Genomic DNA, 11,901 nt, shown 5'->3' on the forward strand with positions numbered 1-11,901 from the left:
CATACAGGGTGCACTATTCAATCCAATGCTTCGGAAATTGAAGCCCATTCGGTAATCTAGTCTTATGATTTCCATTTGCTGAGTTAATCTGTGCTTGTGTGAGAAAAATACTCCCCTCAAGGTTTGCCCCTCGTAAATCGGCGTCCCTCAAGTCTGCTCCAATAAAATCAGACATTCTTACATCTGCATCTCGTAGGTCGGCTGCTATTAGAAGGGCTCCTCTGAAGTTTGAACCCCTAAGGGAGTGTCTATTTAACTTGGCTCCAATTAAGTCTCGTCCAAGGTTCTTCCCCTTTACCTTGTTACACACAAGTTCGCTTGTACGTAGAAGCAGTTCGTTTACTGATGCTCTATGTGCTGAAAGATGAAGTTCTTTTAATTCACCTGGACTCTTATATGTAAGAGACTCTGTTTCTTCAAATATAGTTTTTAGTTCCTGCAAGATAGGTTTAACCTGTTCCAATTGAAGGGCTTCATGTATGTAGTAAAGCATTTCGTGTAGTTGCTGCATGATTGGAAACACATCAAACATTTCCGCCGCTACTTCTTGATTTCCACGCCATTCCTTTCCGCCAAAAGTAACCTTAGATACCTTCTGGCCAGCGCCAAAACATTCATATACCGTGCATCCTCGGTACCCTTTACTCCTAAGATTGCTGTGGATACTACAAGAATAGTCTGTTTTGAGATTGCTACATGGAGTTCCCCCATCTTTGTTACAGGCGAAATCTGCTGATTTTGCAAAAGGCAATGCTACACAGCATAATCCAAAACAGTTTTCACAGTCAGCTTGTAATTTATCCTTAAACTTCTTTGCTATTTTGCTAGACATCTTTACCACTCTCTATCTTTACTTTTCATTACATATCTATACCATTCTTCTTTTCCAACAAACCAATACCATTTCCTGTTGGATCAACTACATACGCCAGATAAAACTCGTCAAACTCCATCTTCTCACGTACAACCAAGGCACCATTTTCTACAGCCCTCTTGATTGTATCTTCAATTGATTTGACCTCTATTTGTATCCTTGTTCCATGAGGATAATCATGCGGCCCTTTGCTAATCCCTCCATCAATGCCTTTGTGCTTGGAGTCAGTCCCTGTTGAGACTGTCCAATATCCCCAATTTGGTTCAGATATCTTCCAACCAAATACCTCACCATAAAACTCCACTGCTTTTTCAGGATTTTGACTGCTAATTTCAAATCCAATTACCTTTCCCATAATTATCTCCCTTCCACCTTCGCTTTCACTTCATTTACTATCAGTTCCCTTATTTTTTTACCCAAATTGATTTTGTATAGGCTATTTTCATTCCTGCTCGTTCCATATTATTTTGGCTTACCGAACCAAACCTTGCTTGCCCAACTAGTAACTTACAATCTTGTTCTAACGCTTTTAGCATACGGTTCTTGATGATAGCCGATTGGATACCTCTATTACGATATTCCGGTAGTGTAGTTGCAGCAGCAAGGGTTGCAATCCCGTTTTTACTATATAAAACTCCTACACCTGCTGGTTCCTTCTCCACACTTGCGAGATAAAAGATCCAATTTTCATGACCATAAAGAATTTGATTGTTTTTCGCTATACTTTCTTTTAAGAAAGCAGGCATCTGAAACCCTTTTGTGTAAATATCAGCAAACAGGTCAAATTCATTTTTTTGCAATTCACGAATAGAGATTGTTTCATCAAAATGATTGTCCTGTATTTGTGAAAGATCTAGATAGAGCGTTGTATGAAAATCCCGTTGATAAAAACCCTGTTCACTTAAGTACGTCAACAAATCTGGTGAAGCCTGTCCAGGGGATATCTCAAATCGAACTGGAATTCTGTTTTGGTTGTAAAAATCTATCATTTGATCTATATACTCTTCATCGCCAGCTGATAATCCCTTTATTGTATTGAAGGATGGGCCTGGAATATTTTTAGCTGAAAATGCGGTTGCACTTCCAATATCTTTAATTGCGATGCCCATTGGATTTCCATCCATAGCCTGTATGGCAGTTAGTCTAGAACGCAGCATCTCAATTTCTGATGTTTCTAAGACTTGTGCTACTTCTGGGGTTACGATCACGGACACATCATCACTTCCTTACCTTTCCGATTTTTTACAAACATACACCATTTGTTGGCTATCCTGTATAAGAGGAGAGCCCTTCCAATCTTTATACCTACCAATTATTTCAAAGCCGTGTGTATTTAGCAGTCGTTCCATCTCCTGTGGAAACACGTAGCGTAATGTAATAGATGTTTTGGTTTCATTAATTACCTGACCAGTATGATCCTTTTCCCTTCTACTTGTGATGTAGTGCTGGATTTGCCTAATCGAATCATAGGTACTAGTTGTATAAACATCTACGTTTCTACCAATTTCATCCGTGTAGCTTTTCCAATATTCCTCCGTACTAGGCTGAAGCAATTCATCAGCACTCGGAAATCTTGTCCCAAAGATGAAAATGCCTCCTGTTTCGAGATGGCTATGAACAGAGCTTAACAACTGATCCTGTGCATCATTCGTAAGGAAATGCTGGATGGAGTTACCGACGATATAAATAAGAGGGCTTTTAACACCTAATTGAAGATCCGTGCAATCCTGTTCGATCCATTTAATCTGAAGGTTCGTATTTTCTGTTTTCCTTTTAGCCTGAGATAGCATGCCACTATGGATGTCTACACCTATAAGGTTATGTCCTGCTTCAGCTAATGGGATTGTTGCCCGACCTGTTCCACATGCCAAGTCAATAATGGGTCCTGTTACCTTTGAAGCCCATTTTTCTAAAAATACTACATCCTCCTGATAGGAGTCGTTTTCCTTATCGTACAGTTCTGGGTCATTATATTCCTCTAAATTATCTGCTGTGAAGTTCATGTAAATCTCCTTTTTGAGTGTTACTGTTTTACCTAATTACTTCCACAAAAAAGGAGTTATTTCCTTTTTTCTTTTTAAGCAAAATTATTTGCAATGAATTATGGTAATATTAAAAAGTAAAATTCTAAATCTGAAAGGCTTGGTTTTTGTGGCACAAACAAATAAGAAAAAACGTGTAGTAACAGAAATTAAACAATTAATCATGATAACCATTGGTGCAATTATTGCTGCTTTTGGACTCGAACTCTTCCTAGTTCCAAACGACATTTTAGACGGTGGGGTTATCGGTCTTTCCATCATTGCAGCAGAGATTTTTGGAGTTCCAATGAGTATTTTCCTCATTGTTTTAAACATACCGTTTCTGATCATCGGGTACCGAAAACTTGGGATGAAGTTTACTTTACATACATTATTCGGAGTTATTGTATTATCAGCCTGTACTGCGTACTTGCATCATTTTGAGCCAGTGACAAATGATTTGTTTTTAGCGACGATTGTAGGGGCAGTTATTTTAGGAACAGGTGTCGGTCTAGTGATTCGTACTGGTGGAGCTTTGGATGGTACCGAAATTCTAGCGATTATTGTAAGTAAAAAAAGACCTGTATCTGTCGGCCAATTTGTAATGATTATGAACGTGTTCATCTTTATCTTGGCTGCTCTACTCGTATTCAGCTGGGAAACTGCAATGTACTCAATTATCACATACTATATCGCTTTTAAAATGATTGATATTGTTGTGGAAGGTCTAGAAGAGTTGAAGTCTGTGACAATTATCTCGGATAAACCAGATGAGCTTGCAAATGAATTAATTAATGCACTAGGACGTGGAGTTACCTTTATCCACGGTGAAGGTGTCTACACAAACGAACCGAAAAAAATCATTTATACTATCGTTAGTCGTATTGAACTTTCTACTCTACGTACCATTGCTGATGAGATTGACCCTACTGCATTAGTAGCAATTGAAAATGTTGCGGATGTGAAAGGTAGTAACTTTGGTGGTAGTAGTACGGGACATTAATTGAGTTGAAATAGATTAGGAGACGAGTATGAGATCACAAAGATTTCATACTCTTTTTTTATGTTACGGAGCATCCATTTACTTGATTTAAAAATAAATAAGAGGGTTATGGAAATTATGTCGAAATATAAATAGTAGCGGAACATATACTCTATTTTCGACTGGAGCGAGAAAAAATGATTGTAATGATAAATGGGGCTTTTGGTGTTGGTAAAACCACTGTTTCCAATGAACTTTTAAAGGTCATTGATAACAGTATGGTATTTGACCCAGAAGAAGTGGGTTATTTGCTTAGAAATGTATTGCCCGTAGATATAAAACAACTTGAAGCAGAAACAGGAGATTTTCAAGACTTTCATCTTTGGAGAGAGTTGACCGTTCATGTAGGAAAGCTTATAAAATCTACCTATCATAGGAACCTTATTGTACCTATGACAATTAGAAAGCCCGAATACTTTACTCATATTTTTAATGGATTTAAAAGTATAGATAAACATACCTATCACTTTTGTTTAACTGCAAGTAAGGAGACGATTTACGAACGACTACGGGAGCGTGGAGAAGAGGAAGGTAATTGGTGTTTCCTACAATCAGATAGGTGTGTAAAGGCATTTGACGAGCATGATTTTAGAGAGTATATAGACACAGAGAATGTTACCATAGAGTCCGTTGTGAATACTATAAAAAGTAAGCTACCTATTGAGGGATTTTCAGAATAAGTCCATATAACAGGAAAATCTCAGAGTCAATAAAACGCTGAGATTTTTTACATGGTTCCTATTTTTCCAAGGTCATACCATTGGCATTCACAACATTTGTTGCTTGTTTTTTGATAATCAAAACAAACAGTGTTGCAACTATGCAAAGCACCCCTGCAGAAACAAAGGTAATGGTATAGCTATGGAACAATTCATAGAAATACCCTCCTAAAAATGCAGCAAAGCCTGAGCCAATTTGATGTGCTGCAAATACCCAACCATAGATAATGGCGCCATTTGTTTTACCAAAAAAGTCAGTCGCAAGGCGAACCGTTGGCGGGACGGTTGCAATCCAGTCTAACCCGTAAAACACGGCAAAAGCGATTAGCATCACATATGACTGCATTTGTAATGCGTACGGCAACACAAGCAAAGATAGACCCCGAAGACCATAAAACCAGAATAATAGCCATCTATTGTCGAATCGATCTGATAACCAACCCGCTACCATCGTTCCAATGATATTAAAAACACCCATGAACGCAAACAAGCTTGCGGCATGTACCTCTGGAATTCCATGATGGGTTGAGGCTGGGATAAAATGTGTTCCTAGCAGTCCAGCAGTTGAGAACCCACAAATAAAAAAACTACCAGATAGTAACCAAAAAGGGACAGAGCGCACGCCGATCCAAAGCACCTCAAAGGCTGATGTGATGGGGTTCTTTTTATTGTCCACCTTTACCTCTTCCTTGGTTGCACCATACGGAAGAAGGCCTTTATCCCGGGGGTGATCCTTCATCCAGAAGAAAATAATAGGGGTTACAAGTAAGCCTAGTACGATGAACACGGACATTCCCATTCTCCACGAATGCTCCTCTGTTACATACGATAGCAATGGTAAAAAGATCATCTGACCCGCTGCGGTTGCAGCCATAAGAAGGCCTAACACCATCCCGCGTTTTTCTTCAAACCAAATCGTTGCAACGTTTGCAGAAAGTACTGATAGAAATACGCCCGAACCAAGTCCGATGATAATTCCCCAGATCAGATGAAGTTGCCAGATTTCAACCATGAATAGACTCGTCACTAAACCAAAAACGAGTAGTAACATGGAGTAAGACATCGTCTTCCGAACTCCCAACTTTTCTAACCCCGCCGCAATGAATGGCCCTGATATGCCATAGAGTGTAAGATTGATGGCAAAAGCAAATGAAATGGAGGAACGGCTCCAATCAAACTCCTGCTCCAATGGAATAATGATTACTCCCGTAATGGAGCGAATACCTGCGGCGATTAAAACAGAAACAAATGTAATCCACACCACGATCCAACCATAATGCATTGTAAACACCCCTATCTGTCGGGAAAAAAGTTTATGTATTACAGATTTTCATAGATTTCAAGTAAGTTGCCAGCCGGATCACGAAAATGAGCAACCTTTAACATCCAATCCACCTGCTCATGTGGTTGGGTGATGAAATCAATTTTATCCTTATATTCTTGATAGGTTCTCTCTACACTATCTACTTTAAAAACGAGTGTCGTTTTATCCTGATTTGGTTGAAGTGCTACGTATTCGGAACCTATCGCTTTTACCATTTGTTTTCTTTCAAATAGTCCGAGCTTTGCTCCACCAATTCCCGTAAAATCTGCATACAAGGAATTTTCATCCCCCCAAGATACTTCAAACCCTAAAATATCACGATAAAACAAGAAACATTCTTGATAGTTATCTACTAATAAGCGGATATGTGTTACTTGCATCTTCAATCTCCTATTCGTCTACAATTTGATGGCAGTTTACCATCATTAATATATGTATCAATGAAAGTATTAAAAAAATCCGGCATAGCCATGGAAACTCCGTGTCCCATGTTAGGAAAAATTATAGCTGTACAGTTAGAGTTTGTTTCAACTAGATTCTTTGCAGACTTCTTCATTACTGCTTTTTCTTTTTCACCTACAGTAACCAATATCTTTCCGGTTGCTTTTTCAAAACCAGCAGGTATGTCAAATGACATGTTTTCTTCTAGTACTCTAACTAGAGTTTCAAGTTTCATTTGACTACTCTCTTCATAGTATTGTTCAAAGTAATCTTCGCCCACATATAAAGTGTTAGCTTGTAGCTTAGAAAACCATCTCATTTTGATTAATGGAAAGGAAAATCGAATCGTAGGTTGTATCCACTTTTTTGCGTTAGACATCGGCTGAACAAGTGCGCTATTTATGAAGGCAACATCGGCTAGATGAGGTTTCATGCTTAACATTTGAACGATGACTTGCGCACCTAAGGAGAAACCAATTAAGATGACTTTCTTTCCTTCAGCTTTGTCCTCGATTATTTTTATGACTTCCTCTGCACTTCCTTTTATTGAAAATGGAGGGCTGTCTTTGCTTTTGCCATGTTCCGGCAAGTCTAGAACAATGCAGTGATAGTCTGTAAAATAGGAAATTTGTTTATCCCACATCCAACCACTCACACCGCCACCGTGTAAAAACAGCATCAATGGAGCACTTTTATCACCGTATTCCTGATAATGTAGTCCCACATAAGTCACCTAATTTCTTTTTACCCTAAAAAAATACCCTTGAAATAAAGGGTATTTGGTTACTTCCATTATATGTTTTTCGTAAATTTCTGTCTATTTGTTTATTCGGCTTGAGTTACGCTCAAAAGGTTGTGTCACTAATGCCGGAAAGATGTCATATGCATCAATTTACTGTCGCTATTTCTAAATTACTGTCACTATGCACCAGTTTACTGTCACTATTTTAAAAATACTGTCACTATGCACCAGTTTACTGTCACTACCTATTTTTCACGTAACTGGAATCCAAATCTCTGAATAATAAGCAGGGTCGGATGGATTTCCACCAGGGTATACCTCGAACTCTGCCCCTCCTACATATTCGTACCCACTTGAAGGGAACCACTCTGAATAGATTTTTTTCCACGCAGTTTGCATCGCATGTGGCATCGCACCATGTACTTCAAACACCGCCCATGTTGCCGCCGGTATTACCAAAACCTCGTGATTTTCTGCGCCTTCATTCGTGCTCTCTACTGCTACCCAGTAGTCAATTGCGTTTTGTTTCCCCTCACTGTCACATACACCTAGAATACCTTTAATCTCACCATCCATAAGTGGAATCAATGAATCACAGGTCCCATCACTATTCACTTTATCCCAAAGCTTTGGTATCTCTGACAAATGCTCCTCATTCACGCATGAAAATTCACGCTTCACTCCTACAACGTTAAAACCTTCTCTTTCAACAATTCGATACTTCACTGGTTCTGCTCCTTTCAAACTCACCTGGATTACCAGGCGGCTATAAGATTGCAGCTTTCCAATCCCCTTTCGAACTTCACTAGGCGTGACGCCATGCTGTTTCCGAAAGGCTTTCGTAAAAGCCTCGGGAGTGTCGTAGCCAAATTTGTAGGCTAGATCAATAACCTTACTGTCTGTACGTGACAATTCTTCAGCCGCGAGTGTAAGCCGTCGACGGCGCAGATAGTCGCCTACTGTGATGTCCGTTAAAATGGAAAAGGTTCGTTGAAAATGATAGGGTGATGCATTTGCACGGTTTGCAATCTCATCGATTGAAACATCCTCGAGCAAGTGTTCCTCCATATAATCAATTGCGTTTTGTAATGATTCTAGCCAACTCATTTCCCTCACTCCTTACCTCTATTCTATCTGTGGGTAAATCTTCCATCCTGTCATTTTGTGCTTTGTTGTGACAGCTTTTTCATAAAAAACATACGGGTATCATCATGAGTGAGTGTTTGAATAGCCTGTTCTTTTGTAACAAACTGTATATCTGATATCTCCTCATCCCTCGGGGTCAAGGCATGTACATCACCTAGAAATTCAACAAGAAAAACCGTAGTCTCCTGTCGTTCAAACCCAATTTTCTTCTGTATCTCTGTAGGAAATTCAAAACAAATTTTCTCATCGAATTGTTCTATTATTTTATACTGAGACGAGCCCGTTTCCTCTGTCAGCTCGCGAAGAATAGTTACATGTAGAGAGCTATCATATGCTTCGCACCCTCCCTTAACGATGTCCCATTCTCCAGCTATTCTTTCTTGCCCCGCTCTAGTATGTATTTTCGTTTTATGTACGAGTAAGTAAGAATCCTCCTTGTAGACAATAGCCCCAACAGCATGTCTAATCATACCTTGTACGGCTCATCTCCTTCAGATTCTACTAGCCACATATTTTTAAAATAGAGACCCGAATCCTCTTCAATACCGTAGCCTTTTGAAACATTTAATTTCGAAACTGCATATGTTAGGTTTTCCTCTTCATCCCATGTTGAGAAATGGGCAGAAATAACACAATCCTTGATCAAACCTAATCCTTTTAAAAATAATTGTTGGTTTTTTGTATTATCTTTATCTGATATCACGCAGTGTTCAGGAGAAACAAGTGCTCCTGCAGAAAAACCTGCAACCGGGACTCCTCTGCTAAATTTGTCTTGAATGATTGCTCCAATCTGAGTATCAACAATATAATCACGATATAACTCGGTTTCTCCCCCACCAATAATAATTCCAGTACATCGTTCGAGCTGTTCCAACTGTTCTTTCGATGGATTAGATGAAAGACTTAGAAAAAAGAAATCTGATACATCATTGTCCCTCAAAACTTCTGTATAGAAAGCCATGTAATCTTGCCAACCCAATCTTTCAAGGAACAAGACCACTATTTTTGCATGTTCTTTTCCTGCAATAGTCACAAATCTCTCGCCTAAATTCTTTGTAAAAGGCGGGCCGCCACCGAATAAAAATAAATGTGTATCAGTCATTTTTCAACCTCCATTTGTTTCACATAGTAAGAAGATTCGCTACAGATGAGCTAAATCCTTCCATAAAAAAATGACTCGGTTTCCCGAGTCATTCATCCACCAATGCCTCTCTATCAATTGCGTGTGGAGGTTTTTCCATCCAGTGTTCGTCAATCATAATATTTGCGCCATCTTCTACATAACGTCCCACATCTAAAATAAATTTACCATACATCATACCAAGATCACGTCTACCATTAAGTGACATCGCATTTGCATAAGAACGGATTTTCATGGAGAACATGTCTATTTTATGAAAGAGCATTAGTTTATCTGAAAATGGCGCTACGGTTGATGATCCCACCAAATCATCTAATAACGGATGGGCTGGTACACCTCCACTGTGTAACTTCTCCATACAATCCTTTATGTGACCCATCGTAATTTCTTTGCCCCTGTGCATGAATTCTCTAACCTTCTTATGACTAGCTGACTGGCTAAATGCAAGTAAGAGGCCTTTACTCGTTACATTATTTTCGAGATTATCATACAGGTGTGCAATTTCTAGGGCATGCAGAGGTCTTTTATCACCCCAAAAACCATTTAAATAAGTCTGTTTTTCAACAAAAGTTACTTCCTCTGGAACCGGTATTACAGGGGGCTTTGTTAAGTAACCTTTCTTTTCTAATGTTTCATTTAATGAGACCAGTAAGTTAATTGTTTCTTTATCAAATTCGATGATCATGTCTCTAATATCTTTGCGGAGCATCATGGGTATCGCCGTGGAATAAAGGCTAAGTCCTGCTTTTGCTACATATTTTAAATAATGAAGATAAAATTCATCATCAAATAATCTAGGTACCCCTAAATTCACGTCCTTCTTTACATCAAAACCAATTGGAATCGGAAATCCTTCTTTGTTGTATACGTTTGTAATATCATTAATAATTTTTTTACAAATGCTCTCGGCTTTTATGAGTATTTCTCTTATTTCAGAATCCTCGACATGCTGTTGGTAGTAAGAAAGCACACATATGGACATTGAATTTCCCATATAAACCGCCCAAAGCTTTCCCATTTCGGCAGAAGTTAATTTTTCATTGGTGGTTTTCATCACTTAACTCCTCATAACTTTTTTTCCTAGTATTTGCGAAACTGGAAGATGTATTCATTTTGTGGCGTTTGAAAAAAGATGATAAATATTTTTCGACAAGTTTCTAAATGTTTAATCGTATTTAAACTATGTTCTTTCTGATACTCGCCCTGTTAAGAGTGATATACACAATTTCATCACGACAAAAATCAACAATATGGGTATTTTTTACATTTGATTTCAGTCGCCTAATCATGTAGTATACAAATACAAGCTACATTGTGCGTAATCATAATAAAGTTTAACCTTTGAACTGGAATAGGGAGTTTAACATCGAAACCAGAATGGCAGGCCTTCGTCCATGGCGACATGAAGGACATACAGGAACGTTTCTGAAAACACCCACTTTGAGGAGTGGTGGTTTTAAACTTTCTTAGCGTATTACGGCAATTGTGGCTTTTCCTATTTACAATAACCAATCCACTTTCCTGTTGGGGAGTGGATTTTATTTTTCAAGCTGAAATTCTTGACCTTTTTCTGGCTTTCCTTTTATAATTATGTTCATGTCCCAGTAGCTCAGTAGGATAGAGCGACAGCCTCCTAAGCTGTAGGTCGTAGGTTCGATTCCTATCTGGGACGTCAGAATGAAAGGATGTCCGAATGGACATCCTTTTTTTATTACCCCTCATACGCTTTCTTTAATGCTTCCATGTCTATTTTTGTCTTCATCTGCAAAAGGGCTTTCATGACTCTTTCCGACTTTTTAGGGTCCGCATCGGTGATCATTTCGGTTAATACAGCCGGTATCACTTGCCACGAAACACCGAATTTATCTTTTAGCCAGCCACAAACCTGTGCTTTTTCGTCGCCACCTTCAGAAAGCTTTTCCCAAAAGTAGTCGATTTCAGCTTGTGTCTCACAATTTACAATAAACGAGATTGCTTCCGTAAATTTATACCTTGGCCCACCATTTAATGCAACAAACCTTTGACCTTCCAATTCAAACTCTACGTTCATCACTGCCCCTTCCGCGATACCAGGGCTGTCATGTTTTTCTTTTCCATACCGCGTTATCCTAGTAATCGATGAATTTTTAAAAATAGAAGTATAGAACCTAGCAGCACTTTCTGCTTCATGGTCGAACCATAAATTTGTAGTAATTTTTTGCAGTTTGGTTTTCATGTTTTCCTCCTAAAATAACCATATAAAAAAAGAGGCTTAACGCCTCTTTGATATGCTCCCCCTTAGGTAGACAGATTAAAAAATATAATCTGTTTTACCTTAGGGGGAGTTTTTTATGTCCAATAAAATCTATTCTAGTCAGTTTAAGTATGAAGTAGTAACAGCTTATAAGAACGAAGATTATACAGTTAAAGAACTCACCGAGAGATATCAAATACCTAAAGTTACTTTATATA

At 38.6% G+C, this 11,901-nt stretch carries 14 protein-coding genes, 1 tRNA gene and 1 other RNA gene; 4 read left to right on the forward strand and 12 right to left on the reverse strand.

Annotation, left to right across the window (positions count from 1 at the left end; all coding sequences use genetic code 11):
- Nucleotides 1–13: 13 nt before the first annotated feature.
- Genes ACWNMY_RS07690 through ACWNMY_RS07705 form a run of 4 tightly spaced genes read right to left on the reverse strand, consistent with a single transcriptional unit; the run spans nt 14 to nt 2,877 of the window.
- On the reverse strand, nt 14–832 hold the full coding sequence (locus ACWNMY_RS07690) for a pentapeptide repeat-containing protein (RefSeq protein WP_449537650.1): 819 nt from the start codon (nt 830–832) through the stop codon (nt 14–16).
- A 28-nt stretch (nt 833–860) separates the two neighbouring features.
- A complete protein-coding gene (locus ACWNMY_RS07695) occupies nt 861–1,229 on the reverse strand; it encodes a VOC family protein (protein ID WP_449537651.1) in 369 nt (122 codons plus the stop codon).
- A gap of 49 nt (nt 1,230–1,278) precedes the next feature.
- Nucleotides 1,279–2,088, reverse strand: coding sequence for a GNAT family N-acetyltransferase (locus tag ACWNMY_RS07700; protein WP_449537652.1), 810 nt, complete (start codon nt 2,086–2,088; stop codon nt 1,279–1,281).
- 12 nt (nt 2,089–2,100) lie between these two features.
- On the reverse strand, nt 2,101–2,877 hold the full coding sequence (locus tag ACWNMY_RS07705) for a class I SAM-dependent methyltransferase (protein ID WP_449537653.1): 777 nt from the start codon (nt 2,875–2,877) through the stop codon (nt 2,101–2,103).
- Nucleotides 2,878–3,079: 202 nt separating this feature from the next.
- Here ACWNMY_RS07705 and ACWNMY_RS07710 point away from each other — a divergent pair, with 202 nt between their 5' ends.
- Nucleotides 3,080–3,898: a YitT family protein gene (locus tag ACWNMY_RS07710; protein ID WP_449538412.1), complete on the forward strand. Its 819-nt coding sequence runs from the start codon at nt 3,080–3,082 to the stop codon at nt 3,896–3,898.
- Between the two features lie 176 nt (nt 3,899–4,074).
- The gene (locus ACWNMY_RS07715) at nt 4,075–4,617 is read left to right on the forward strand and encodes an AAA family ATPase (protein ID WP_449537654.1); all 543 of its coding nucleotides are present in this window, start codon (nt 4,075–4,077) and stop codon (nt 4,615–4,617) included.
- Nucleotides 4,618–4,675: 58 nt separating this feature from the next.
- Here ACWNMY_RS07715 and ACWNMY_RS07720 read toward each other — a convergent pair whose 3' ends face one another.
- The 7 genes from ACWNMY_RS07720 to ACWNMY_RS07750 form a co-directional block, all read right to left on the reverse strand.
- Complete coding sequence (locus tag ACWNMY_RS07720) at nt 4,676–5,938, reverse strand: MFS transporter (RefSeq protein ID WP_449537655.1); 1,263 nt, start codon at nt 5,936–5,938, stop codon at nt 4,676–4,678.
- 38 nt (nt 5,939–5,976) lie between these two features.
- A complete protein-coding gene (locus ACWNMY_RS07725; RefSeq protein ID WP_449537656.1) occupies nt 5,977–6,360 on the reverse strand; it encodes a VOC family protein in 384 nt (127 codons plus the stop codon).
- Between the two features lie 2 nt (nt 6,361–6,362).
- A complete protein-coding gene (locus ACWNMY_RS07730; protein WP_449537657.1) occupies nt 6,363–7,145 on the reverse strand; it encodes an alpha/beta fold hydrolase in 783 nt (260 codons plus the stop codon).
- Between the two features lie 270 nt (nt 7,146–7,415).
- Nucleotides 7,416–8,270, reverse strand: a complete 855-nt coding sequence (locus ACWNMY_RS07735; RefSeq protein WP_449537658.1) for an AraC family transcriptional regulator — start codon at nt 8,268–8,270, stop codon at nt 7,416–7,418.
- Between the two features lie 50 nt (nt 8,271–8,320).
- Nucleotides 8,321–8,779: an NUDIX hydrolase gene (locus ACWNMY_RS07740; protein ID WP_449537659.1), complete on the reverse strand. Its 459-nt coding sequence runs from the start codon at nt 8,777–8,779 to the stop codon at nt 8,321–8,323.
- Nucleotides 8,776–9,411, reverse strand: a complete 636-nt coding sequence (locus tag ACWNMY_RS07745) for a Type 1 glutamine amidotransferase-like domain-containing protein (RefSeq protein ID WP_449537660.1) — start codon at nt 9,409–9,411, stop codon at nt 8,776–8,778. The genes ACWNMY_RS07740 and ACWNMY_RS07745 overlap by 4 nt, the downstream gene beginning before the upstream one ends.
- An 88-nt stretch (nt 9,412–9,499) precedes the next feature.
- Nucleotides 9,500–10,504 carry a DUF3231 family protein gene (locus tag ACWNMY_RS07750; RefSeq protein WP_449537661.1) on the reverse strand — a complete coding sequence of 335 codons (1,005 nt, stop codon included), beginning with the start codon at nt 10,502–10,504 and terminating at the stop codon, nt 9,500–9,502.
- A gap of 247 nt (nt 10,505–10,751) precedes the next feature.
- Between ACWNMY_RS07750 and ssrS the strand changes: the two genes are divergently transcribed.
- Together ssrS and ACWNMY_RS07760 are read left to right on the forward strand one after the other, a co-directional pair.
- A non-coding RNA gene (gene ssrS / locus ACWNMY_RS07755) (6S RNA) lies at nt 10,752–10,946 on the forward strand.
- A 102-nt stretch (nt 10,947–11,048) separates the two neighbouring features.
- Nucleotides 11,049–11,122: transfer RNA gene (locus ACWNMY_RS07760), tRNA-Arg, on the forward strand.
- A 39-nt stretch (nt 11,123–11,161) separates the two neighbouring features.
- On the opposite strand, the gene ACWNMY_RS07765 is transcribed toward ACWNMY_RS07760, so the two are convergent.
- Nucleotides 11,162–11,665: a VOC family protein gene (locus tag ACWNMY_RS07765; protein ID WP_449537662.1), complete on the reverse strand. Its 504-nt coding sequence runs from the start codon at nt 11,663–11,665 to the stop codon at nt 11,162–11,164.
- Nucleotides 11,666–11,901: the final 236 nt, after the last annotated feature.

It is taken from the genome of Ferdinandcohnia sp. Marseille-Q9671, from assembly GCF_976954385.1.

Coding starts and splice junctions, on each gene's coding strand:
- ACWNMY_RS07695 (WP_449537651.1), bottom strand. CDS start 1,229: ATGGGAAAGGTAATTGGATTTGAAATTAGCAGTCAAAATCCTGAAAAA.
- ACWNMY_RS07740 (WP_449537659.1), bottom strand. CDS start 8,779: ATGATTAGACATGCTGTTGGGGCTATTGTCTACAAGGAGGATTCTTAC.
- ACWNMY_RS07725 (WP_449537656.1), bottom strand. CDS start 6,360: ATGCAAGTAACACATATCCGCTTATTAGTAGATAACTATCAAGAATGT.
- ACWNMY_RS07720 (WP_449537655.1), bottom strand. CDS start 5,938: ATGCATTATGGTTGGATCGTGGTGTGGATTACATTTGTTTCTGTTTTA.
- ACWNMY_RS07705 (WP_449537653.1), bottom strand. CDS start 2,877: ATGAACTTCACAGCAGATAATTTAGAGGAATATAATGACCCAGAACTG.
- ACWNMY_RS07750 (WP_449537661.1), bottom strand. CDS start 10,504: ATGAAAACCACCAATGAAAAATTAACTTCTGCCGAAATGGGAAAGCTT.
- ACWNMY_RS07715 (WP_449537654.1), top strand. CDS start 4,075: ATGATTGTAATGATAAATGGGGCTTTTGGTGTTGGTAAAACCACTGTT.
- ACWNMY_RS07735 (WP_449537658.1), bottom strand. CDS start 8,270: ATGAGTTGGCTAGAATCATTACAAAACGCAATTGATTATATGGAGGAA.
- ACWNMY_RS07745 (WP_449537660.1), bottom strand. CDS start 9,411: ATGACTGATACACATTTATTTTTATTCGGTGGCGGCCCGCCTTTTACA.
- ACWNMY_RS07765 (WP_449537662.1), bottom strand. CDS start 11,665: ATGAAAACCAAACTGCAAAAAATTACTACAAATTTATGGTTCGACCAT.
- ACWNMY_RS07710 (WP_449538412.1), top strand. CDS start 3,080: ATGATAACCATTGGTGCAATTATTGCTGCTTTTGGACTCGAACTCTTC.
- ACWNMY_RS07690 (WP_449537650.1), bottom strand. CDS start 832: ATGTCTAGCAAAATAGCAAAGAAGTTTAAGGATAAATTACAAGCTGAC.